We start from the raw sequence: 22,162 nt of genomic DNA on the forward strand, positions 1-22,162 counted from the left end.
GGGCCGGGCGCGTGGTGTGAAGCAAAACCTAGGCGGCGTCGCCGGCCGGTCCGAACCGCTCCGCCAGCCACGCGGGCGGCGGATGGGCGGCCAGGCGCGGTCCGGCGCGCAACAACGCCATGGGCAGCTCGCGGCCGACCAGCCCCGGCAGTCCGCGCAGGATGGCAAGCAGCGATTCGAGCGACACGCCCGTGCGCACGCCCATGCACTCGAACATGTGGACCAGTTCTTCGGTGTTGACGTTGCCGCTGGCGCCGGGCGCGTACGGGCAGCCGCCCAGGCCGCCGGCGGCGGCGTCGAAACGGGTGATGCCGGCCTGCCAGGCGGTGACGGCATTGGCCAGCGCCATGCCGCGCGTATTGTGCAGGTGGACGGTAAGCGCCACGCCCGGCAGGCGCCGCGCCGCGTCGGCGCACAGTTCGCCCACCTGATTGGGATAGGCCATGCCGGTGGTGTCGCACAGCGTGATGCCATTGGCGCCGGCATCGACCAGGCGGGCGGCCAGGTCCAAGACCTGTTCCGCCTGCACGTCGCCGTCGAAGGGACAGCCGAAGGCGGTCGACAGCGACACATTGCAGGGCGCGCCGGCGCGCGCGGCGGCGGCCAGCACCTGGCTGAGTTCGTCGAACGATTGCTGGCGGGTCATGCGCAGGTTGGCGCGGTTATGCGTCTCGCTGCAAGACATGACCAGGTTCATCTCGTCGACGCCGGCTTCCAGCGCCCGCTCCAGGCCGCGGATATTCGGCACCAGCGCGGTATAGATCACGCCGGTCCGGCGGCGGATGCCCTGCATCACGGCGCCGGCGTCGGCCAGGGCCGGAATCGCCTTGGGCGAGGTGAAGCTGGTGACTTCGATGCGGGCGAAGCCGCAATCGGACAACGCGTCGACGAAGGCGATCTTGTCTTCGGTCGGCACCATGCGCGCCTCGATCTGCAAGCCGTCGCGCGGGCCGACCTCGTTGATTTCCAGGACGGGGGAACCGGTGTTCATGAGCGCATCCTCGCTGCCGGATTAAGGGGAATGGCGCGGTTCATGCGATCACGCCGCGCGCCCGCAGCGCCTCGCGCTGTTCCGGGCTCAGGCCCGCTGCCGCCAGCACCGCGTCGGTGTGCTCGCCCAGCGTCGGCGCACGCTCGCGCACCGCGCCCGGGTTGGCCGACAGGCACGGAAACACCGCCGGCATGTCCACGGCGATGCCGCTGGCGGCCTCCAGGCGGGTGATGGCGCCGCGCGCCTGGTAATGCGGATCGTGGGCGATGTCGGCCACGGAATAGATGCGGCCCGACGGCACGTCGGCCTCGCGCATGGCCTGCAACACCTCGTCGATGCTGCGTTCGGCGGTCCAGGCGCCGATGGCCTGGTCGATCTCGGCCACGCGGCGGGCGCGGCCGTCGTTGTGCGCCAGCTCGGGATCGCGGCCCAGGTCGTCGCGGCCGATGCGCGCCATCAGCCGGGTGTAGATGGCGTCGCCATTGCCCGCGATCAGCACATAGCCGTCGCGGCACGGATAAGCGTTGGACGGCGCGATGCCGGGCAACGATGCGCCGGCCGGTTCGCGCACGGCGCCAAACACCGAATACTCGGGCAGCAGGCTCTCGCTGAGGTTGAACAGGCTCTCGTACAGCGCCGCGTCGATGACCTGCCCCCGGCCGCCACGGGCATCGCGCTGGTACAGCGCCAGCAGCACGCCCAGCGCGCCATGCAGACCGGCGATGGTGTCGCCCAGCGACAGGCCGGCGCGCACCGGCGCGCGGCCGGGCTCGCCATTCAGGTAGCGCAGGCCGGCCATGGCTTCGCCAATCGCGGCAAAGCCCGGCTCGCGCGCCTTCGGTCCGGTCTGGCCGTAGCCGGAAATGCGCAGCATGATCAGGCGCGGGTTCAGCGCGTGCAGCGTCTCCCACGACAGGCCCCACTTCTCCAGCGTGCCGGGACGGAAATTCTCGATCAGCACGTCGGCCTCGGCCGCCAACTGGCGCACGATGTCCTGGCCCTCGGGCTGGCGCAGGTCCACGCACACGGATTGCTTGTTGCGCGACTGGGCCTCCCACCACACCGAGGTGCCCTCGTGCAGCAGCCGCCATTTGCGCAGCGGGTCGCCCTGCCCCGGCGGTTCGATCTTGACGACCTGCGCGCCAAAGTCCGCCAGCGTCTTGGCGGCGAACGGCCCCGCGATGAGTTGTCCCAGTTCCAGCACGCGTATGCCGGCGAGTATCTGCCCTGCCATGTCGCCTCCCGGGCGCATCCAACCGATGATGGCCCGCAGTGTGCGTCATCGCCCGGGGCGGCGGAATGGACGATTCGGGAAGGGGGCATTCCCGGATCGAGAAAGCCCGGCGCGGCGGCCGCGACCCGGCCGGACAGGCCGACCGATTGCCGGCCGCCACCAAGCGCTTTTTTTGCGTGCGAGCCGGCCTCTAGGCCGTGCCCGGGTCCTGCGCGCCGCGCAGATGCGCCAGCAACAGCCGCGCCGCCACCGGCAGCGCGTCGGCATCGCGCACACCCAGCAGCAGCCAGCGGCGCGCCCAGTCGTCGGACAGGGCAATCAGGCGGATCGGCATGGAGCGCGCATGCGGCTCGGCCGCCAGCCGCGGCAGAATGCCGACCCCGCGCGTGGCGGCCACCATGCGGCAGATGGCGTCGAAGCTGCGCACCTGGATGCGCAGCCGCATGTCGCGGCCCAGCCGGCCGCTCTCGTCGGCCAGGCGGGTGGCCAGCGAGGTCGCGGGCGGCAGGCCGACGTAGTCGTAGGCCAGGGTATCGGCGAACGCCACGCTGACATGGCGCGCCAGCGGATGACGCTGCGGCACGATCAGCACCAGCTCGTCGAGCCGGTACGGCACGGTGGCCAGGCCCGCCGCCGGGGTGCGGTCCGCGAACACGCCGATGTCGGCGCGGTTCTCCAGCACGGCAGTGACGATGTCGCTGCTGTTCTGCTCTTCCAGGTCGATGCGCACGGCCGGGTGCGCTTCCATGAAGGACGCCAGATCTTCCGGCAGGAACTGCGTCAGCGACGAGGTATTGGCGGCGATGCGCACCTGCCCGCGCACCCCCCGGGCATAGTCGGACAGGGTGCCCGCCATCTGCTCGACTTCCTGCAGCACCCGCAGGGCATGGACCAGGCAGGCCTGGCCCGCCTCGGTCAGCTCGACGCCGGCCGCGTTGCGGTACAGCAGTTGGGTGTCCAGAGCGGCCTCCAGGTCCGAGATCCGCTTGCTGGCCGCCCCCACCGCCAGGTGCGACGCGCGCGCGCCGGCCGAGATGCTGCCCTGGCGGGCCACCGAGACGAAAAGCGAGAGCGTGACGAGGTCGATGCGGGCGATATTCATGATGGACGCGCGGCGCCAGGCGGACGCCGCGGCTGCACTATAGCGCGCGGACCCGGGGGGGGACCCGCCCCATTCGATCGCCAGCGATAAGTCCCCATTTAAACCGAAACGCGGACTGCAGCCCGGCGGGGCTGCCACTACAATCCCGCCTATGACAACGAACAGCTCTGCGACTCCCCCCGTGAACACCCCCGCAACACCCGGCAACCCCGACGCGCCCGCGCCGGTTTCCCCCCAGACCGAAGCCGCGCTGGCCAGCGCCGCGCACGCCCCCAACAGCCCGGGCGCCACCCACATCCGCAGCTTCGTGCACCGCCGCGGCCACATCACCCAGGGCCAGTTGGCCGCGCTTGAGCAGTTGCTGGGCAAATGGTCGATTCCCTACGCCGCCAGGCGCCTGGACCCCGCGGCCGCCTTCGGCCGCGAAGCGCCGACGGTGCTGGAAATCGGCTTCGGCATGGGCGAGACCACCGAGAAGATCGCGCTGGCCCGTCCCGGCGACAACTTCCTGGGCGTGGAAGTGTTCAACGCCGGCGTCGGCTCGCTGCTGCGCCGCATCGAGGATTCCAGCATCACCAACCTGCGCATCATCCAGCACGACGCGGTCGAGGTGGTGCGCGACATGATCGCGCCGGACTCGCTGGCCGGCGTGCACATCTACTTCCCCGACCCGTGGCCCAAGAAGCGCCACCACAAGCGCCGCCTGATCCAGCCGCCGTTCATCGCGCTGCTGGCCAGCCGCATCGCGCCGGGCGGCTATATCCATTGCGCCACCGACTGGGAAGACTACGCGGTGCAGATGCTCGACGTGCTGGGCAACGAGCCGCAACTGAAGAACACCACGGACGGCTACGCGCCGCGCCCTGATTACCGCCCCCTGACCAAATTCGAGACGCGCGGCCTGCGATTGGGCCATGGCGTCTGGGACCTGATCTTCAAGCGAGTCGCCTGATGCTCTACCCCGCGATCGAACCCTACCGCCACGGCATCCTGGATACCGGCGACGGCCACCAGGTCTACTGGGAACTCTGCGGCAACCCGCAGGGCAAGCCCGCCGTGTTCCTGCACGGCGGCCCCGGCAGCGGCTGCTCGCCGGTGCATCGGCAACTCTTCGATCCCAAGCGCTACAACGTGCTGCTGTTCGACCAGCGCGGCTGCGGCCGCTCGACGCCGCACGCCGGCCTGGACAACAACACCACCTGGCACCTGGTGGCCGACATCGAGCGCCTGCGCACCGAGATCATGGGCGCCGACAAGTGGCTGGTGTTCGGCGGCTCATGGGGCTCGACGCTGGCGCTGGCCTATGCCGAGACCCACCCGCAGCACGTCAGCGAACTGGTGGTGCGCGGCATCTTCACGCTGCGCCGCGCCGAAGTGCAATGGTTCTACCAGGAAGGCGCGTCGTGGCTGTTCCCCGATCGCTGGGAAGAGTACCTGGCTCCCATCCCCGAAGCCGAGCGCGGCGACCTGGTGGCGGCGTACCACAAGCGCCTGACGGGCGATGACCCGGCCGAGCAACTGCGCGCCGCCAAGGCCTGGAGCAAGTGGGAGGACAGCACCATCACGCTGCTGCCCAGCCCGCGCCACCAGCAGAGCCACGCCGCCGACCGCGCGGCGCTGGCCTTCGCGCGCATCGAGAACCACTACTTCGTCAACGCCGGCTTCATGGAAGAAGGCCAGTTGATCCGCGACGCCCACAAGCTGCGCGGCATCCCCGGCACCATCGTGCAGGGCCGCTACGACGCCTGCACCCCCGCGCGCACCGCCTGGGACCTGCACCGCGCCTGGCCCGAGGCCGAGTTCCATATCGTGCCCGACGCGGGCCACGCCTTCGACGAACCCGGCACGCTGGCGCGCCTGATCGCCGCCACCGACGCCTACGCCAAACGCTGAGGAGACCGACCCATGCACATCACCCTGAACGGCGACGCCCGTGAATTTCCGCTCGACACCACGGTGAACGAACTGCTCGAAACGCTGGGCTATGCCGGCAAGCGCGTGGCGGTGGAACGCAACGGCGAGATCGTGCCCAAGAGCCAGCACGCGCAGACCGCGCTGAGCGACGGCGACCAGATCGAGATCGTTGTGGCGGTGGGCGGCGGCTGACCCGCGGCGCGGCCGGCAAGCGGCGATCGCCCCCTGCAAAAGGGCTGCAGCAATGCAGCCCTTTTTTTCATCATCCTGACGGATGGCTAGCAACCTGTTACACGATTACCCCCCTCAGGCGACGACGTGGCGAGTCATAATCGTTGATGCTGGCGCGTCCGGGCCCGGCCCGGCAAACAGGCTTGAACGCCGCCGCCCCGCCCGCGGGACCACGGCAACGCCGGCATCGTGCGCAGAAGTCCAGGGACCGCGCGCCCTGACACGCATCGCTCTTTCTCTCACCGCAACATAGACAAAGGAAACACGATGGGTCTGCTCAATTTCATCAAGGACGTTGGAGAAAAACTCTTCGGTGCCAGCGAAGCCAAGGCGGCCACGCCGGATGAGCTGAAGAAGGAACTCGACAAGCACGGCCTGAATGCCGATGGCCTGCAGATCTCGGTCGATGGCGACAAGGTCACCGTCACGGGCGAGGCCGCCAACACCGAAGCCGCCGAGAAGATCGCGCTGGCGCTGGGCAACACCGTCGGCGTGGCCGCGGTGGACAACCAGTTGAAGGTCAAGCAGGCCGCGCCCGAGGCCAAGATGTACACGGTGCAGAAGGGCGACAACCTGTGGAAGATCGCCGAGGCGCAATACGGCAAGGGCCAGGGCGCCAAGAACACCCTGATCTTCGAGGCCAACAAGCCGATGCTGACCAGCCCCGACAAGATCTATCCGGGCCAGGTGCTGCGCATCCCGCCCCTGTCGTAAGCCACGAAACAGAATGGGCCCTCGCGGGCCCGTATCGCGGCGCAGAACCCCCTGCCTGCCGCGATGATTTGGCCAGGCGCAATGCCTGGCCATTTTTTTGGCGGAAATCCCGGGGGCAAGCGCCCGCGGTCAGCGGCAGCCCCGAGGGCACCCCGCCGCCGGGCGCCGGCGCGCCGGTCAGCCCTTCATGAAGCGGCCCATGCCCTTCATTCCGCCCATGGCGCGCATCATCTTGGCCATGCCACCCTTCTTCATCTGCTTCATCATGCCCTGCATCTGCTCGAACTGGGCCAGCAGGCGGTTGACTTCCTGCACCGGCACGCCCGACCCCGCCGCGATGCGGCGCTTGCGCGAGGCCTTGATGAGTTCAGGCTTGGCACGCTCGGCAGCCGTCATGGAATTGAGGATGCCCTCGGTGCGGCGCAACTGCTTTTCCGCCTGGCCGCCCTGCAACTGGCCGGCGGCCTGCTGGAACTGGGCCGGCAGCTTTTCCAGCAGCGAGCCCATGTCGCCCAGCTTCTTGACCTGGCCGAGCTGGTCGCGGAAGTCGTTCAGGTCGAACTTGTTGCCCGACTTGATCTTGGCCGCCAGCTTCTGGGCTTCGGCGATGTCGATGTTCTTCTGGGCCTGCTCGACCAGCGAGACGATGTCGCCCATGCCCAGCACGCGCTGCGCCATGCGCTCGGGGTAGAACGGCTCCAGGCCGTCCAGCTTTTCCGAGACGCCGACGAACTTGAGCGGCTTGCCGGTGACGTGACGCACCGACAGCGCCGCGCCGCCGCGGGCGTCGCCGTCCAGCTTGGTCAGCACCACACCGGTCAGCGGCAGCGCCTCGGCGAAGGCGCGGGCGGTGTTGACCGCGTCCTGGCCCTGCATGGCGTCGACCACGAACAGCGTTTCGACCGGCTTGACCAGGTCATGCAGCGCGCGGATCTCGCGCATCATGGCCTCGTCGATGCCCAGGCGGCCGGCCGTGTCCAGGATCAGCACGTCGTAGTGGTGACGGCGGGCATGGTCGACCGCGTTGCGGGCGATGTCCTCGGGCTTCTGGCTGGGGTCGCTTGGCAGGAAATCGACGCCGACCTGCGCCGCCACGCTCTTCAACTGGTCGATGGCGGCCGGGCGGTAAACGTCGGCGGACACCACCAGCACCTTCTTCTTGCCGGTCTTGCGGCCGTGCTGGGTGTGCTGGCCTTCGCTCAGCCAGCGGGCCAGCTTGCCGGTGGTGGTGGTCTTGCCCGCGCCCTGCAGGCCGGCCATCAGGATGACGGCGGGCGGCTGCACGGCCAGCGACAGTTCGCCGGAATCGGCGCCCAGGTCGCCGCCCATGAGGGCGGTCAGTTCCTTGTGGACCACGCCCACCAGGGCCTGGCCGGGGCTGAGGCTGCTGGCGACTTCTTCGCCCAGCGCCTTTTCCTTGACCCGGGCGACGAAATCGCGCACCACGGGCAGCGCCACGTCGGCTTCCAGCAGGGCCATGCGCACTTCGCGCAGCATTTCCTGGGTGTTGGCCTCGGTCAGGCGGGCTTCGCCGCGCAGTGTCTTGACGACGCGCGACAGGCGTTGAGTTAGGTTATCGAGCATGAGAGGCGTTTCCGCTTAAACTAGTTGATTGAACGGTGGCCGCAGGCGCGGATTCTGCGCTGTCGGGCGGCATGCGCCCCCAGGCCCCATCCAGACAACGGTTTCTATGTCACTAGGCATTGTATTTCACACAGCGGCCGCCTTGGCGTACGCCGTGCTGGGAGGGTCCCTCTGGATCCGCCTGGCGGGCGCCGGGGAAGTCGAGCAAACGGGCAAAGTCGCTCGTCTGTGCCTGCTGGGAGCCCTGGTTCTCCATGGAATCGGGCTGCAACAGTCCATGCTGGGGGCCCCGCACCTGTTCATCGGGTGGGCGCTGGCCCTGTCTGCCGCCATCTGGCTGGGCATGGTCGTCTTCTGGCTCGAAAGCCTGCTGGTGCGCATCGACGGCCTGCAATTGCTGCTGCTGCCGGCCGCCACCCTGGCCAGCGGCCTGGCAGCCCTGTTCCCCCAGGGACAATTCGTGCCCCATGCCGACAACGCCTGGCTGCGCGTGCATTTGCTGATCGCGCTGGGCGCCTACGGGCTGATCACCATCGCCGCCCTGCACGCCATGCTGATGGCGCTGCTCGACCGCCACCTGCACCGCCCCCTGGACGCCCCCGCCGAACGCAGCATCATCGGCCGCGTGCTGGACTCGCAGCCGCCGCTGCTGGTGCAGGAACAACTGCTGTTCCGCATCATCTGGATCGGCTTCGTGGTGCTGACCCTGGCCGTCGGCTCGGGCTCCATCGCCTCCATGAAGCTCACCGGCCAGATCCTGCCGTTCGACCACAAGACCGTCTTCACCCTGCTGTCCTGGTTCACCTTCGGCGTGCTGCTGGCCGGGCGCCACATCTGGGGCTGGCGCGGCCGCGTCGCCCTGCGCTGGACCCTGACGGGGTTCGGTTTCCTGATCCTGGCCTACACCGGCAGCCGGTTCGTGCTGGAAGTCATTCTGCATCGAGGCTGACGTGGGCAAACTGCTGTTCTGGATCGTCATCATCATCGGCGTGCTCTTTGTGGCCCGCATCGCCGGCCGCATGGCCGCCGCCCGCCAGGATTCCCCCGCCAGCGCCAAGCCGCGCGCCACGCCCAACCCGCCCGCCACCGGCGCGCCGGAGGCCATGGTCCGCTGCGCCCACTGCGGCATCCACCTGCCGCGTTCCGAGGCCCTGCTGCAGGGCGGCCAGACCTGGTGCAGCCAGGAACACGCCCGGCTGGGACCGGCGGCGAAATAAAAGGCGGGTCTGAGCGACTGGCCGGCCCGGATCCGCGGGCCCGCCATCCCGCCATCCCGCCATTCCGCCATCCCGCCAGCCAGCCCGGAGAGGCTCGCCCATCACAGGACGCAACGACAGCACCGCCCCCGGGTGGGCCCGGCCCTCATTCGCCCCCTTTTCACACGCACGGCATAATGCACGTTGGATACCAACCTGCTTTCCTCCCATGCCCCTGCTTCTGGATCGACATGGCTGGCTGGCGCCGGCCCCGGGCGTTTCCCGGCTGCCCTCCCCCAACTGCGACGCGCGTCCCCAGGACGCCCAGGTGTCGCTGCTGGTGCTGCACAACATCAGCCTGCCGCCCGGCCAATTCGGCGGCCCCGAGGTGGCCGGCCTGTTCCTGAACACGCTGGACTACGGCTCGCACCCCTGGCTGGAACGCCTGCGCGGCCTGCGGGTATCGGCGCATTTCTTCATCCGCCGCGACGGCCGCATCGTGCAGTTCGTCTCCACCGATGCGCGCGCCTGGCATGCCGGCGTCTCGCGCTTCGCCGGCCGCGAGCGCTGCAACGATTTCTCCATTGGCATCGAGCTGGAAGGCACCGACACGCTGCCCTACACTGACGAACAGTACCTGGCCCTGCGCCGGCTGACGCCGGTGCTGCGCGCACGCTACCCCCTGGCGGCCGCCTGGGGCCACGAACACATCGCGCCGGGCCGCAAGACCGACCCGGGGCCCGCTTTCAACTGGACGCGCTTCGGGCGCGACAGCGGCTTTGCGCGGCGGCAGTTGCCGCCCGTCTGACCCTTACAAGGACCGGTTATGTTGAAGATCTGGGGACGGCTGACGTCCGTCAATGTGCAGAAAGTGATGCTGGCCGTGCGCGAACTGGCGCTGCCGCACACCTTCATCGAGGCCGGCGGCCCGTTCGGCGTGGTCGACACGCCCGAGTACGCCAAAATCAACCCCAACCGCACCGTGCCCGCCATCGACGACGGCGGTTTCGTGCTGTGGGAATCGAACGCCATCGTGCGCTACCTGGCCGCCCGCTACGGCGCTGGCACCCTCTGGCCCGACGACGTCTGTCTGCGCGCCGACGCCGACCGCTGGATGGACTGGCAGACCACCGAATGGCAGGGCGCCATGGGCCCGGCCTTCCTGGGCCTGATCCGTACGCCGGAAGCCAAGCGCGACCACGCCGCCATCGAGCTGTCGGTCAAGCGCAGCAATGCCCGCGCGCAGATTCTGGACCAGGCGCTGCAAGGCCGCGAGTTCATCGCCGGCCGCCACCTCACCATGGGCGACATCGCCCTGGTGTGCTCGGCGCACCGCTGGCTGGCGCTGCCGATCGAGCGGCCGGACACCCCGGCGCTGTCGGCGTGGTACCGGCGCGTGATGATGCGACCGGCGCCGCAGGGGGTGTTGACGTTGCCGTTGGAATAGCAGCCCCGGCAGGCGAAGGCATGCAACTGCACGCCTTCAGCCCCCCGGGCATTCGGGGCGCATTTTGATTTAGCCGAAGAAGAAATTATCGCTGTCGAGATAGGGATAATTACTGCCGATCACGTCGGCCATCATGTATCCGTATCCGTTCGGCGTGGAAGGATCGGCGTAGTTCGTATATTCGATGAAGAAGTCCGCGATCCCATCGCCGGTTCTGTCTCCCTCCAGGCTTACGGTGGACGCCCGCCACCAACCGCTTTCGTCATCATGAGTGACGGGCCAATCCAGTCCGTGATGGTCCTCGGTCACATACCGGAGTTCTCCGGCATGCCCGGTGAACTTTCCTGTGCCGATAAACCGCATGGCCTGATGTCCCTCGGTATTCAGGTCGCCATCCAGGTTTGAAAAATCGAGCACGTCCGGCTCGATCCGCAGCCCCCCATATCCCCCAAGATAGGCCGGTTGGTAGTGCTTGAGGTTGAAATCGCGCGCTTCGCGAGCCGTGGTCAACCCATGGATGAACTTCGTCGTGATTTCCCCGGAGTCCGGATCGGCGAAATCACCATCGTTGAACACGATGCGATTGCCGCCGCCATGCACGACGAAGGTATCGTTGCCACCACGGCCGGTGAACGTCATTCCCCCAAGCACGTCGCCGACCAGGATATCGTCGTAATCGCTGCCAATGACATAGTCGATATTGCGATATTCTCCCTGGCACCACTCGCCGCACGAACCGGATTTCAACTCCACAAATGCGTACCCGTACCCTCGAAGTTTACCCAGGGCGCTTTCATGGGTGAGGAAATGACTATTGACGTCATAGTCCTTGAGCCCAAAGGCGCTGGCCCGATCCGCAATCCACTTGTCCATGCGATCGTTGCCACTCACAACGATGTCGACGCCCCACTCGTTCAAGGAAAAGTCCAGGACGTTGTATCCATCCGGATTGCCCACAACCTTGTTGGACCAGTCATAGTCACTTCCCGGCATGAACCAGTTGATTGCATTGCCGCCGACCATTTCACTCGGCGTGTCGTCACCGACGAACACATAGGATTTTCCGTCCTTGGCGATGAATGACTTCACGCCGCCATCCGGCGCTAGGTCAGCATAAAGAACGACTTCAGGCGGCGGTCGCATGCTCGGGCCATCGGCCTGTGGCTCGGTATTCGCAGGGCCGCCAACCGGCCGATCCCTACCGATTTCTGCCAAGATTTGGGGAAGGATGGCGGCCGCTTCCGGATAGTCCGCGGGATGTGTCGCAATTTCCCGCATCGCGAGGTAAATCTGGTAACCGGAGAATCTAGCACCGTCACTAGCGGCGGTGGCATCCGCAGCAGTCGGGCCACTCTCAACGTTCGAATGCGTAGCGTGGGGGTCGAGCCGGTCAGGCAATAGCGCCGTCGGCATGCTTCCCGTATGGGCTGGGATATGCGTTCCTTCAGTGACGAGTACGTCTTGGATAAATTTCGCTGCCTCCCCCTTGAGGTCGATGAGGTCAGGCAGGGATGAAGCGATAGCGACGATAGCCATGCCGGCTACAACCGCTGGTATGCCTCCGCCAACCATGAGCAAAGTCCCCATTCCCGCTATCGCACCCGCTATTACAGCGCCGCCCCACACAGACGCCACCTCGGAGCCGATCGCAACCTTGGGAGGCGTACCCGAAGCAATATCCTTCTGGATCACGCTCCAACTGAAAATTCCTTGCATGAATTTCTCATGCGTTTGCGCCATCACGTTCAAATACTTGAAGGCTTGCTTGTCCAGGCGGGTCTCCAACAAGTCGCGAACATATCCCAGGAATTTTCCTGTTTCCGGAATGAGCTTGTTGACCAACGGCTCCACCATCCCACGCGTCGTCTTCGGATCGTGGTAGTACCTAGATTCCTCGCTGTAGTGCGAAAAGTAATACGCTTCCTTTTGGTTGAGAATCTGCGCGATGTACCACGCGGGAACGATCCGTGGTGTCGAGAAGTAAGACCAGCCGATGCCGTCCCACAGCCCAGACCCTATCCCACCGCCCCAACTCGGCGGCTCCGGCGGCCAAGTGCCATAAACGGTGACGGGGGCAAGCGTAGGCGTGGGCATGATGCGGCTCCTGATCGCGGATCATCAATAGCCGCCCGCAGGCACGCAGGCGACCGTCTATAGACATAAACGGTTGAGCCGCGATTTACAGTAAAAAAAAGCCGCAATTCAGACCAGTTCTCCGGTACCGGCCCACGTCCCGCGATTCGGAGCATGCCGACGCCCTCGCGGGAACGGCGTCCAGCGCCCTACTCCACCCAAGGCGTATTCGCCCAGATCTGCCGCAGCCGCCCATCATCCTGCTTCAGGCGTTCCTGCCACTGCGGCCCATCCAGGTAATCCATCTCGGTGAACTGCTGCTTCATCTGCGCCTGGAATTCCGGATTGGCGGCGACCTTGCCCAAGGCCTGGCGCAGCTTCTCGGCGACATCCGCCGGCAAGCCCTTGGGCGCGACAATGCCGCGCTCGGAGGCGAACACCAGGTTCACGCCCAGCTCCTTGAAGGTCGGCACGTCCGGCCCCAGCGGCGAACGCGTCGCGCTGGCCTGTGCCAGCACGCGCATATTCTTGCCGTGATAGGGCATGACTTCTCCCAGGTTCAGGCCGCCGATCACGGTATGCCCACCCAGCACCGAGCTGCGCAACGGCCCCGCGCCGTTGTACGGTACGTGGTTGAGCTTGGTGCCGGTCAGGTTCTGGAACAGCACGAGCGCCAGGTGATCATCGGTGCCCACGCCGGTCGAGCCATAACTGATCGAACCCGGCTTCTCGCGCGCCGCCTTGATCAAGGCATCCAGCGTCTGGTACGGACTGTCGGCGGCGACGCTGAAGGCGCTTGGGTCGCGCACCAGGTTGGCCAGGTAGGTGAAGTCGGCGGTGGTGAAGCCGGCCTTGCGTTCGATCGGCAGCGACACCAGCCCGGGCATGTTGGTCATCGCCAGCGTATAGCCGTCGGGCTTGGCGCGCGCCACGTACGACAGCGCGATGGCGCTGGACGCGCCCGGCTTGTTCTGCACGACGATGGTGGTGCCCAGCTCCTTTTCCAGGAACACCGCCAGCGAACGTGCCGTCAGGTCGGTGCCGCCGCCGGGCGCGAAGCCCACCACCAGTTCGATGGGATGGTCGGGCCAGGCCCAGGCCGGCCACGCGGCGCACAGCGCGGCCACGGACAGCGCGGCGCGAGCGGCCGCCTTGCGTGTAAAGAACATGGTTGTCTCCTGTGTGGGTACTGCTGTTGTTATGCGTTGTGATGAGCCGGACAGGCCGGCCAGTCACGCGGGACGGCTGCGACGGCCGCCCCGGGTCAAACTGTTCCCTAACCGACCTTGCCCCTTTCCTGCGCCTCGCGCCACGCCAGCAGGCGCCTCACGCCTTCGGCCATGCCCACTTGCGGCTGCCAGCCGATCTGTTGTCCCGCCAGGTCGTGCGGGATATGGAAGGCGCCGCCCGAGGTCAGGCGCACTGTGCCCGGAGGGTCCGGCCGGATCTCCGGTTCCAGGTCGCTCTTGCAGTAGTCGAGCACCAGCCGCACCAGCTCGCCGGTGGTGATGGGCGCCGGGCCGGACACGTTCACCGCGACATCGGTCGCGTCGCTCTGGAACGCGGCGACGTTGGCGCGCGCCACGTCCGAGACGTGCACGAAGTGCTTGGTGTCGCTGCCGTCGCCAGGCAGCAGGGGACGCTCGCCCTGGCGCACGCGGTCATAGGTCTCCATGATGTACAGCGAATTCGCGGCGCGGTAGTGCTGGCGCTCGCCATACACGGTGGAATAGCGCAACACCACATAGTCCAGCCCGCACTTCTGGAAGTACTGGCGGCAAAGCTGTTCGCCCATGATCTTGGAGGCGCCGTACAGGATCGCCGCCGGCGGCGCGCCGACGGAATGGAACGGGCCGTTCTCGACCAGCGCGCCCGCGATGCCGCTGCCGTAGCCATAGACCGCGTTGGACGAGGCGAACACGAACTTCTTCACCTTGTTGGCGCGGCACGCTTCAAGCATGTTCTGCGCCCCGCGGATGTTCACGTCCACCGCCTGCCACGGCGTCTGCGCGAAGCCCAGCGTCATGTAGGCAGCCAGGTGCAGCACGCCGTCCACGCCTTCGGTCGCGGCCAGCAGGTCGGGCAGGCGCATCAGGTCGCCGCGCACCACTTTCACGCGCGGATTGCCTTGCAGGTGGGCGATGGCCTCGGGCGTGCCAAAGGCGAAGTTGTCCAGCAGGATCACTTCGCGCACGCCGGCGGCCAGCAGCGCGTCGGCGGTGTGCGAGCCCACCAGGCTGGCGGCGCCGGCGATCAGGATGCGGGCATCGGCCAGCGGCAGCGCCGCGCTTTTCTTGTCGGTCGTCATGTGATTCACAGTCCCATCGGTTGATTGTGCATGCCCCAGTACAGGCTCTTGACCTGACTGTAGAGTCGCAGGCCATGCAGGCCCTTCTCGCGGCCGATGCCGCTGGCCTTGAAGCCGCCGAACGGCGTGGCGATATGCGATTGCTTATAGGTGTTGATCCAGACCGAGCCCGCATCGATCTCGCGCGCCACGCGCCAGGCGCGGGCATAGTCGCCGGTCCACATGCCGGCGGCCAGGCCGAAGGGCGTGTCGTTGGCCTGCCGGATCACATCGTCCTCGTCGTCGAACGGCAACGCCACCAGCACCGGCCCGAAGATCTCTTCCTGGCAGACGCGCGCGCCATTGCCAAGGCCGTCGATCACCGTGGGCAGGTAGAACCAGCCGTTGGCCAGCTCGGCGCGATCCGGCGCGGCGCCGCCGACCAGCACGCGGCCGCCTTCGGCGCGGCCGATGTCGACATAGCCGGCCACCTTGTCGCGATGCGCGCGCGACACCAGCGGCCCCATCTGCGTGGCCGGGTCATCGGGCAGGCCCACGCGCACCTGACGCGTGCGTTGCACCAGCGCTTCCATGAAGCGGCCATAGATGGACTTCTGCACGAACAGGCGCGAACCGGCCACGCAGCTTTGCCCGGCCGAACCGAAGATGCCCGACACCACGCCGGCCACGGCGCGGTCCAGGTCGGCGTCGTCGAACACGATGTGCGGCGACTTGCCGCCCAGCTCCAGGCCCACGGGAATCAGGCGCTGGCCGGCAATGCCGCCGATGGCGCGGCCCGTTTCGGTGCCGCCGGTGAACGACACCATGCGCACGCCGGGATGCTTGACCAGCGCGGCGCCGACGTCCTCGCCGTGGCCCGGCAGCACCGTCAGCAGCCCTTCCGGCAGGCCGGCCTCGGCACAGATGCGCGCCAGTTCCAGCGCCAGTTGCGGCGTCTCCTCGGACGGCTTGAGCAGCACCGCGTTGCCGGCCGCCAGCGCTGGCGCGGCCTTCTGCGCCTCGTTCATGATGGGCGAGTTCCACGGCGTGATGGCCGCGATCACGCCGAACGGCTCGGCCAGCGCCATCGAAAAATACTCGCCGCGCGGCGAGGTCATCTCGTTCTGCCAGGTCTCGCACACCGCGGCGTAATAGCGGAAATGCCCGGCCGCGCTGTCGACCATGTTCAGGCATTCCTTCCACGGCTTGCCGCTGTCGATCATCTGCAGCCGCGCCAGCGGCTCGCGTTCGGCGGCCAGGCGCCGGCCGATCTCGTACAGCGTGGCGGCGCGCTGGTCGGGGCGCAGCTTGCGCCACGGCTGGCGCTGGAACGCGTCCCAGGCGATGGCGACGGCGGCATCCACGTCGCGCGGCAAGGCGCGCGTGACAATGCCGGCAACGCTGCCGTCGGCGGGATTGATGGAGGTGATGACGGCGTCGCCGTCCTGGCCGTGGCGCCATTCGGCGCCCAACCGGAAGGGCTTTGGGCTCGATGCTTGCATAAGGTCGGGGCAATCCAGAGGTCTCGGTAGACGCATCATCGGCCGGCCGACTATTAGGCACAATTCGATATTTTTCTTATATTCTTAGCCTATGGCTATGAATATCAAGTACCGATCGCTCAAGGCCTTCCTGCTGGCGGTCGACACCGGCTCGTTCACCCACGCCGCCAACCAACTGGGCGTGACGCAGCCCTCGTTCACCGCGCTGATCCAGGACCTGGAGGACGTGCTGGGCCTGCGCCTGTTCGAACGCACCACCCGCAGCATCAGCCTGACCTCGGCGGGGCAGGACTTCCACGCCCGCGCGCAGCGGCCCATTGCCGACCTGGAGGAAGCCTATCGCAGCCTGGCCGACCTGGCGGCGGTGCGGCGCGGCAACGTCACCCTGGGCGCCCTGCCCTCGACCGCGCTGGCGCTGCTGCCCGTGGCGGTCGGCGCGTTGCGCCAACTGCATCCGGCGCTGAAGGTGCGCGTGGTCGAGGCGCACAACGACGAACTGGTGGCCATGCTGCGCACCAACCAGATCGAGTTCGCCGTCGGCGCGCTGGCCGAGCCGGCGCCGGACCTGTCGTTCGCGCCGCTGGCCGAAGATTGCTTCTGCGCCATCTACCCGGCCGGCCATGCCCTGGAGAAAAAGCGCGGCCCGCTGCACTGGCGCGACGTGCTGCGCTATGACCTGATCCTGCTGTCGCAAGGCTCGAACGCGCGCCAGCAGTTCGACCGCGCGGTGCGCGAGGAAACCGGCGCGCCCGCCACCGCGCTGCGCTATGACGTGACCAACATGGGCACCGCCGCCGGCATGGTGCGCCAGGGCCTGGGCGTGAGCGTGCTGCCGCGCCTGGCGCTGCCGGAATTGAACCTGTCGGGACTGCGCGCGGCGGCGCTGTGCGATGCCTCGGCGCGCCGCGCCATCGGCCTGCTGCACCGGCGCGACCGCTCGCTCTCGCCGGCCGCGCAGGCGCTGGCGGCGCAGTTGGAAACGGCCATGGACCAGATCGCGAGGCGGCTGTTGCCGTTGCCGCCCCTGAAGTGAGCCGGCCGCTCGCGCCTGTCAGCCAGCGCAAGCGGCCAGGAAGGCGGGCACGGCGAATGACGAACCGCGCCACGCCAAGCCGCCGCGGCCTGCCACGCGCTCGTTGCGCGGTCGCGGGGGCCTTCTCGGCCGCGGCTTCCGTGCAAACGCGGATTCAGCCCGCCGCGAACAGCGCGCCGATGCGCGCCACGTCTTCATCGTCCAGCACCCCCGCCTGCCAGCGCAGCGTCAGCCACGCCAACAGGTTGTCGTAGCGCGCGCGGTCCAGTTCGCGCAGCGCCTCGAAACGCTGGCGCTCCGCGTCCAGCACGTCCAGGTTGGTGCGCTCGCCGCCCAGCACGCTGCGCCGCGTGGCCTGCACGCGCAATGCGGCGGCCTCGGCGGCCTGCCGGTAGGCCGCGATGCGTTCCCGGCTGCTGGCAAAGGTATGGAACTGCCGCGCCAGGTCATCCAGCAACGCCCACGTGGCGGCATCGAGCTTGTGCTGCGCTTCTTCCTGCTCGGCCAGCGCCTGACCGCTGGCCGCCGACGTGCGCCCCCCGGAATACAGCGGAATGCTGACCTCGATACCCACCGAACCGGTGTCATAGCGCTGCCCGATCTGGTTCTCGCCATTGGAATGCGTCAACTGCTTGCGGGCCACCAGCCTCGCCGTCGGCAGATGTCCCGCGCGGGCGGCCTCGTAGCGCTGGCGGCTGGCTTCCAGCAAGTGCCGCTGCGCCAGCAATTCGGGGTTGCTTGCCAGCGCCAGCTCGCGCCACGCCGGCAGGTCACGCCCCTCCACGGCCAGCCCGGCCAGCGCGGCCGCCCGCAAGGGCGCCAGCGGCTGCTCGGCCAGCGCCGGGCCGACGATCGCGCCCAGCGCATTGCGCGCATCGCGCAACTTGTCTTGCGCCTCGATCTCCTGCGCCTGCACCACTCGGGCGCGCGCCTCGATCTCCAACTGATCCGTGCGCGTGCCCTGGCCCGCCGCCACGAAGCGTTCGCTGCGGCGCGCGTCCTCCTGCAACGAACGGCCCTGGGACTGCGTCAATGCCAAGGCTTGCTGCGCGTAGAGCACGGCGGTATACGCCTGCAGCACGCGCACCGCCAGCGCCTGGCGGGCGCGCTGCAACGTCAATCCCGCCGCCTCGGCGCGCTCGCGCCCGGCCCGGTACTGCGCAAAGGCCGCCGCGTCGAACAACGGCTGGCTCAACGTGAAGCCCGAGGCGGAGCTGGCGTAGCGCGACCGTTGCTCCAATGTTCCAAACCGGGTCTGCTGGCGCGACGACGTAACGTTGCGGGCGCCGCTGTAGTGGTAGCTCAGGTTCGGCAGCAAGCCGCCGCGCCCCAGCGCCTCTTCCTGCGCATCGGCCCGCTCGCGGGCTCGCGCGGCCTGCCAGGTGGGATCGGACGCCAACGCCATCGTGTACGCCTGCTGAAAATCCAGCGCCTGCGCCGCCCCCATCGCGGGCAGCAACAGCGCCCCCATCAACATCCACGCCGCCGCGCGCGCGCCCCGCCAGCGATTCATGCGTCCCCCCACGCCAGCCGCGCGCGGTCGAGCAAGGGCTTGAACAGATAATTCAGCAGCGAGCGCTCGCCCGTGCGCACGAACACCTCTACCGGCATGCCGGCGCGCAGCGGCGCATCGCCAATGCGGCGCAACTGACCCGGCGCCACATCGGCGCGCAGGCGATAGTAGGGACGACCATTGCGGTCATCATCGAACCGGTCCGCCGACACCAGCGTCACAGTGCCTTCCAGCCGTGGCGTGCGGCTGGCATCAAAGGCGGTGAACATCAGCTCGACCGGCAGGCCCGTGCGCACCTTGTCGATGGACTCCACCGGCAAGCGCCCCTCGACCACCAGCGGCACGTCCTCGGGCACGATCTCCATCAGGCGCGAACCCGGCTGCACCACGCCACCGACGGTGTGCGCGGCCAGCGCCACCACGGTGCCGCTGACCGGCGCGCGGATCTCGCTGTGCGCCAGATCGAATTCCGCCGCCGCCAGTTTCTGCGTCAACTGTTCGCGCTGCACGCGGGTCTCCGCCAGATCTGTGCGCACCTCGCGCTGGAATGCGTCGCGGCGTTGCTGCCCGCGCAGCGCCAGTTCCGCGATCTGCTGGCGGGTCTGGCCCAGCGCGCCCCGGTCCGAGGCCATGTCACCGTCCAGTTGCGCCAGGCTGCGCTCCAGATCCAGCACGCGGTTGCGCGGCACGTAGCCTTCGCGCGCCAGATCGCGCAGGTTGCCCACCTGTTCCCGCAACAGGCTGCGTTGCGTGCGCTTGTGCGCCAGCGTCGATTCCAGGCCGGCGGCCAGGGCGCGGCTGCCGGCCAGCGTCGCGTCGATGCCAGCCAGCTCGCCCGCCAGCGCCGCCCGCCGGCTGGCGAACAGTTGGCGCTCCATCGCGTAAGCGGCCGCCGCTTCGGCGTTCGCTTGGGCATCGGGCGGCGCAAGATCATCCCGCCCATCGCGCTCGGCCAGCAGGCGCGCTTCGCGGGCCATGACCGCCGCCTGCTGGGCGCGCAGGCTTTGCGCCTCGCCACGCACCCGGGTGTCGTCCAGCCGCACCAGCGCCTGGCCGGCTCGGACCAGGTCGCCTTCGGCCACCAGCAAGGCGCTCACCACGCCGCCCTCGATGCTGTCCACCGCCTGCCGCTCGCCGGTCACGACGACGATGCCGGGCATCGCCACGCCGTTGTCCAGCGGCGCCCATGCCGCCCACGCCAGGAAACCGCCAAAACCCAGCGCCAGCACCCACCAGCCGAAGCGGGCCGACCAGCCGCCGTTCTCATCGCCCTCGACGGCGCCGATATCGCCCTTGTTCAGCTCGGGCCGCAACACCACCACCCGATTGCCCGCGGCGCGCCCCGTCATGCCTTGCCTCCGAGGATTCGCCCCGCAAACGCGCCACCGGCCAACGGATAGACCTGCGCCGCCGATCCGCCCGGGCGCGTCTGTGCCGGCGAGCCGGCCACGCCGGACGCCGCCGTCCCCGTCGCGCCGGCCATCGTCGCCGCACGGCCGCCCGGCTCGGCGGATGCCGTAGGCGGTGACGGCGTCGCCCCGGGCGCCCCCTCGGGCCCCGGCCGCAACACGTCGTGGGTGGCGCCGAAGCGCTGCGCGCGGCCATCGCGCAGCAACAGCAGGTGCGTCGTCGCCGCCAGCACCTTGGGCCGGTGCGTCACCAGCACCACCGTCGCGCCGATCTCGCGCAGCCGGCCCAGCGCATCGAGCAAGGCCTGCTCGCCCGCGTCATCCAGGCTGGCGTTGGGCTCATCCAGCACCACCAGGCGCGGCGTGCCGTACAGCGCCCGCGCCAGCGCGATACGCTGGCGCTGCCCGCCCGACAATCCCTGGCCTCCGGCGCCCAACGGCGTGTCATAGCCGCGCGGCAGGGCCAGGATCATGTCGTGCGCGCCGGCCAACCGCGCCGCGTCGATCACCCGCCGGGCCAACCCCTCGCCATCGCTGTCCGGCCCAGGAAAGCGCGCGATGTTCTCGGCCACGGTCCCGGAGAACAACTCCACGTCCTGCGGCACATAGCCCAGCCACTCCCCCAGCCGCGCGCGTTCCCATTGCTTCAGGTCGGCTCCATCCAGCCGCGCCGTGCCCAGGCGGGCCGGCCACACACCCGCCACCAATCGGGCCAGAGTCGACTTGCCCGCGCCCGACGGGCCGACCACGCCCAGCACCTGCCCCGGCTCCAGCGCGAACGACACGTTCACCAGCGTCGGCTGCGCCGCGCCCGGCGGCGTCACCGTCACGCCCTCCAAGCGCAATGCGCCCTTCGGGTCGGGCAACGTCAGGCCCGTCGACGGCTTCGGATACGTCGTCAGCAGCTCCTGCAGGCGCCGCCACGCCAGCCGCGTGCCCGCCCATTGCCGCCAGGCGCCGATCACCTGATCGATCGGGCTGAGCACGCGCCCCATCAGGATCGAGCCCGCAATCATCATGCCGGCGCTGACATGGCTTTGCAGCACCAGCCACGCTCCCAGCCCCAGCACCAGCGATTGCAGCGCCATCCGCACCGTTTTCGACAGGCTCGCGATCATCGCCGAGCGCTGGCTTGCCACGCCCTGGCGCCGCACATAGCCGACATGCAGCCGCTGCCAGCGCGCGCGCAACCGGTCCAGCATGCCCATGGCCTGAATGGCTTCGGCATTGCGCAGTTGCCCTTCGGCCTCCACCCCGGCCCGCACCGACAGCCCGCCCGCCTCGGCCAACAGCTTGCGCGACACCTGCTCGTTGAGCCACGCCAGCGCCACCAGGATGATGGTTCCCGCCAACGCCAGCGTGCCCATCCAGGGATGGAACAGGAACATCACCAGCAGAAACAGCGGAAACCACGGCGCATCGAAAAACGCGAACACCGCGCTGCCGGTCAGGAACTGGCGCACGGTGTTCAGGTCATTGACCGCCTGCCCCGCATTGGCGGGCACGCCCGCCAGGCCGCGCTGGAACGCCGCTTCGTGCACGCGCCCGGCCAGCGCCGCGTCAAAGCGCGCGCCGATCTGAACGATAACGGCGCTGCGCGCGTAATCCAGCGCGCCCATCAGCGCGAGCAAACCGACGATCATCAGGCTCAGCATCACCAGCGTGAAGACGTTGCCGGACGCCAGCACGCGGTCATAGACCTGCAGCATGTAGAGCGACGGCGCCAGCATCAGCAGGTTGGCGGCGACACTGAATGCGGCCACGCTGTACCAGCCCGTGCGAAAGCGCGTCAGGAGCGCCTTGATATCCAGGACGTCCGCGCCCTGTGCCGCGCCCGCGCGCGTCTGGGTTTGCTGCATTGAATTTCCTTGCCCGGATGACTGCCGGGACACGCAGAATGAAGAAACAAAAAGACGGTCGCGACGGGGGATA

The 22,162-nt window shown here is 68.4% G+C and carries 20 protein-coding genes; 9 read left to right on the plus strand and 11 right to left on the minus strand.

What is annotated here, in order from left to right; all coding sequences use genetic code 11:
- Positions 1 to 28: 28 nt before the first annotated feature.
- The 3 genes from HV783_RS16135 to HV783_RS16145 all read right to left on the minus strand — a co-directional run bounded on the left by HV783_RS16135 (position 29) and on the right by HV783_RS16145 (position 3,327).
- Entirely contained in the window at positions 29 to 991 is a 963-nt protein-coding gene (locus HV783_RS16135; RefSeq protein WP_175189468.1) for a hydroxymethylglutaryl-CoA lyase, read from the minus strand.
- A 40-nt stretch (positions 992 to 1,031) separates the two neighbouring features.
- Positions 1,032 to 2,225 (minus strand): CaiB/BaiF CoA transferase family protein, encoded by a 1,194-nt coding sequence (locus HV783_RS16140; RefSeq protein WP_175189469.1) that lies wholly within the window; start codon positions 2,223 to 2,225, stop codon positions 1,032 to 1,034.
- 190 nt (positions 2,226 to 2,415) lie between these two features.
- On the minus strand, positions 2,416 to 3,327 hold the full coding sequence (locus HV783_RS16145) for a LysR family transcriptional regulator (RefSeq protein ID WP_054500578.1): 912 nt from the start codon (positions 3,325 to 3,327) through the stop codon (positions 2,416 to 2,418).
- Between the two features lie 181 nt (positions 3,328 to 3,508).
- Between HV783_RS16145 and trmB the strand changes: the two genes are divergently transcribed.
- The 4 genes from trmB to lysM all read left to right on the plus strand — a co-directional run bounded on the left by trmB (position 3,509) and on the right by lysM (position 6,186).
- Positions 3,509 to 4,279 carry a tRNA (guanosine(46)-N7)-methyltransferase TrmB gene (trmB, locus tag HV783_RS16150; protein WP_116791627.1) on the plus strand — a complete coding sequence of 257 codons (771 nt, stop codon included), beginning with the start codon at positions 3,509 to 3,511 and terminating at the stop codon, positions 4,277 to 4,279.
- A complete protein-coding gene (gene pip / locus HV783_RS16155) occupies positions 4,279 to 5,220 on the plus strand; it encodes a prolyl aminopeptidase (protein WP_175189470.1) in 942 nt (313 codons plus the stop codon). Before trmB ends, pip begins: the two co-directional genes overlap by 1 nt.
- A 12-nt stretch (positions 5,221 to 5,232) precedes the next feature.
- A complete protein-coding gene (thiS, locus tag HV783_RS16160; RefSeq protein ID WP_056559414.1) occupies positions 5,233 to 5,433 on the plus strand; it encodes a sulfur carrier protein ThiS in 201 nt (66 codons plus the stop codon).
- 306 nt (positions 5,434 to 5,739) lie between these two features.
- Positions 5,740 to 6,186 carry a peptidoglycan-binding protein LysM gene (lysM, locus tag HV783_RS16165; protein ID WP_006385755.1) on the plus strand — a complete coding sequence of 149 codons (447 nt, stop codon included), beginning with the start codon at positions 5,740 to 5,742 and terminating at the stop codon, positions 6,184 to 6,186.
- Positions 6,187 to 6,363: 177 nt separating this feature from the next.
- Here lysM and ffh read toward each other — a convergent pair whose 3' ends face one another.
- Positions 6,364 to 7,770 (minus strand): signal recognition particle protein, encoded by a 1,407-nt coding sequence (gene ffh / locus HV783_RS16170; protein ID WP_049076369.1) that lies wholly within the window; start codon positions 7,768 to 7,770, stop codon positions 6,364 to 6,366.
- Positions 7,771 to 7,876: 106 nt separating this feature from the next.
- On the opposite strand from ffh, the gene HV783_RS16175 reads away from it, so the two are divergent.
- The 4 genes from HV783_RS16175 (at position 7,877) to HV783_RS16190 (ending at position 10,413) form a co-directional block, all read left to right on the plus strand.
- Positions 7,877 to 8,719, plus strand: coding sequence for a cytochrome C assembly family protein (locus HV783_RS16175; protein WP_049076371.1), 843 nt, complete (start codon positions 7,877 to 7,879; stop codon positions 8,717 to 8,719).
- A 1-nt stretch (position 8,720) separates the two neighbouring features.
- The gene (locus tag HV783_RS16180; protein WP_059272645.1) at positions 8,721 to 8,987 is read left to right on the plus strand and encodes a PP0621 family protein; all 267 of its coding nucleotides are present in this window, start codon (positions 8,721 to 8,723) and stop codon (positions 8,985 to 8,987) included.
- A gap of 208 nt (positions 8,988 to 9,195) precedes the next feature.
- Positions 9,196 to 9,774: a 1,6-anhydro-N-acetylmuramyl-L-alanine amidase AmpD gene (ampD, locus tag HV783_RS16185; RefSeq protein ID WP_054500574.1), complete on the plus strand. Its 579-nt coding sequence runs from the start codon at positions 9,196 to 9,198 to the stop codon at positions 9,772 to 9,774.
- Between the two features lie 18 nt (positions 9,775 to 9,792).
- Positions 9,793 to 10,413: a glutathione S-transferase family protein gene (locus HV783_RS16190; RefSeq protein ID WP_175189471.1), complete on the plus strand. Its 621-nt coding sequence runs from the start codon at positions 9,793 to 9,795 to the stop codon at positions 10,411 to 10,413.
- A 69-nt stretch (positions 10,414 to 10,482) separates the two neighbouring features.
- Here the strand turns inward: HV783_RS16190 and HV783_RS16195 are convergent, their stop codons facing one another.
- The 4 genes from HV783_RS16195 to HV783_RS16210 all read right to left on the minus strand — a co-directional run bounded on the left by HV783_RS16195 (position 10,483) and on the right by HV783_RS16210 (position 16,275).
- Complete coding sequence (locus HV783_RS16195; protein WP_175189472.1) at positions 10,483 to 12,507, minus strand: hypothetical protein; 2,025 nt, start codon at positions 12,505 to 12,507, stop codon at positions 10,483 to 10,485.
- A 188-nt stretch (positions 12,508 to 12,695) separates the two neighbouring features.
- On the minus strand, positions 12,696 to 13,655 hold the full coding sequence (locus HV783_RS16200) for a tripartite tricarboxylate transporter substrate binding protein (protein ID WP_049076377.1): 960 nt from the start codon (positions 13,653 to 13,655) through the stop codon (positions 12,696 to 12,698).
- 107 nt (positions 13,656 to 13,762) lie between these two features.
- Positions 13,763 to 14,794 carry an NAD-dependent epimerase/dehydratase family protein gene (locus tag HV783_RS16205; RefSeq protein ID WP_175189473.1) on the minus strand — a complete coding sequence of 344 codons (1,032 nt, stop codon included), beginning with the start codon at positions 14,792 to 14,794 and terminating at the stop codon, positions 13,763 to 13,765.
- Between the two features lie 5 nt (positions 14,795 to 14,799).
- Complete coding sequence (locus HV783_RS16210) at positions 14,800 to 16,275, minus strand: aldehyde dehydrogenase (RefSeq protein WP_175189474.1); 1,476 nt, start codon at positions 16,273 to 16,275, stop codon at positions 14,800 to 14,802.
- 97 nt (positions 16,276 to 16,372) lie between these two features.
- On the opposite strand from HV783_RS16210, the gene HV783_RS16215 reads away from it, so the two are divergent.
- Complete coding sequence (locus HV783_RS16215) at positions 16,373 to 17,308, plus strand: LysR family transcriptional regulator (protein ID WP_082401801.1); 936 nt, start codon at positions 16,373 to 16,375, stop codon at positions 17,306 to 17,308.
- Between the two features lie 154 nt (positions 17,309 to 17,462).
- Here HV783_RS16215 and HV783_RS16220 read toward each other — a convergent pair whose 3' ends face one another.
- Genes HV783_RS16220 through HV783_RS16230 form a run of 3 tightly spaced genes read right to left on the minus strand, consistent with a single transcriptional unit; the run spans position 17,463 to position 22,089 of the window.
- Positions 17,463 to 18,821 (minus strand): TolC family outer membrane protein, encoded by a 1,359-nt coding sequence (locus tag HV783_RS16220; protein WP_144655603.1) that lies wholly within the window; start codon positions 18,819 to 18,821, stop codon positions 17,463 to 17,465.
- On the minus strand, positions 18,818 to 20,170 hold the full coding sequence (locus tag HV783_RS16225) for an HlyD family type I secretion periplasmic adaptor subunit (protein ID WP_175143421.1): 1,353 nt from the start codon (positions 20,168 to 20,170) through the stop codon (positions 18,818 to 18,820). The genes HV783_RS16220 and HV783_RS16225 overlap by 4 nt, the downstream gene beginning before the upstream one ends.
- Positions 20,167 to 22,089 (minus strand): type I secretion system permease/ATPase, encoded by a 1,923-nt coding sequence (locus HV783_RS16230; RefSeq protein ID WP_175189475.1) that lies wholly within the window; start codon positions 22,087 to 22,089, stop codon positions 20,167 to 20,169. The genes HV783_RS16225 and HV783_RS16230 overlap by 4 nt, the downstream gene beginning before the upstream one ends.
- Between the last annotated feature and the right edge of the window lie 73 nt (positions 22,090 to 22,162).

This window comes from Achromobacter dolens, from assembly GCF_902859745.1.
Lineage (GTDB): Bacteria > Pseudomonadota > Gammaproteobacteria > Burkholderiales > Burkholderiaceae_B > Achromobacter > Achromobacter dolens.

Coding starts and splice junctions, on each gene's coding strand:
- HV783_RS16190 (WP_175189471.1), top strand. CDS start 9,793: ATGTTGAAGATCTGGGGACGGCTGACGTCCGTCAATGTGCAGAAAGTG.
- ffh (WP_049076369.1), bottom strand. CDS start 7,770: ATGCTCGATAACCTAACTCAACGCCTGTCGCGCGTCGTCAAGACACTG.
- HV783_RS16220 (WP_144655603.1), bottom strand. CDS start 18,821: ATGAATCGCTGGCGGGGCGCGCGCGCGGCGGCGTGGATGTTGATGGGG.
- HV783_RS16225 (WP_175143421.1), bottom strand. CDS start 20,170: ATGACGGGGCGCGCCGCGGGCAATCGGGTGGTGGTGTTGCGGCCCGAG.
- HV783_RS16140 (WP_175189469.1), bottom strand. CDS start 2,225: ATGGCAGGGCAGATACTCGCCGGCATACGCGTGCTGGAACTGGGACAA.
- thiS (WP_056559414.1), top strand. CDS start 5,233: ATGCACATCACCCTGAACGGCGACGCCCGTGAATTTCCGCTCGACACC.
- HV783_RS16200 (WP_049076377.1), bottom strand. CDS start 13,655: ATGTTCTTTACACGCAAGGCGGCCGCTCGCGCCGCGCTGTCCGTGGCC.
- lysM (WP_006385755.1), top strand. CDS start 5,740: ATGGGTCTGCTCAATTTCATCAAGGACGTTGGAGAAAAACTCTTCGGT.
- HV783_RS16135 (WP_175189468.1), bottom strand. CDS start 991: ATGAACACCGGTTCCCCCGTCCTGGAAATCAACGAGGTCGGCCCGCGC.
- HV783_RS16230 (WP_175189475.1), bottom strand. CDS start 22,089: ATGCAGCAAACCCAGACGCGCGCGGGCGCGGCACAGGGCGCGGACGTC.
- HV783_RS16215 (WP_082401801.1), top strand. CDS start 16,373: ATGAATATCAAGTACCGATCGCTCAAGGCCTTCCTGCTGGCGGTCGAC.
- HV783_RS16210 (WP_175189474.1), bottom strand. CDS start 16,275: ATGCAAGCATCGAGCCCAAAGCCCTTCCGGTTGGGCGCCGAATGGCGC.
- HV783_RS16145 (WP_054500578.1), bottom strand. CDS start 3,327: ATGAATATCGCCCGCATCGACCTCGTCACGCTCTCGCTTTTCGTCTCG.
- HV783_RS16175 (WP_049076371.1), top strand. CDS start 7,877: ATGTCACTAGGCATTGTATTTCACACAGCGGCCGCCTTGGCGTACGCC.
- pip (WP_175189470.1), top strand. CDS start 4,279: ATGCTCTACCCCGCGATCGAACCCTACCGCCACGGCATCCTGGATACC.
- HV783_RS16195 (WP_175189472.1), bottom strand. CDS start 12,507: ATGCCCACGCCTACGCTTGCCCCCGTCACCGTTTATGGCACTTGGCCG.
- ampD (WP_054500574.1), top strand. CDS start 9,196: ATGCCCCTGCTTCTGGATCGACATGGCTGGCTGGCGCCGGCCCCGGGC.
- HV783_RS16205 (WP_175189473.1), bottom strand. CDS start 14,794: ATGACGACCGACAAGAAAAGCGCGGCGCTGCCGCTGGCCGATGCCCGC.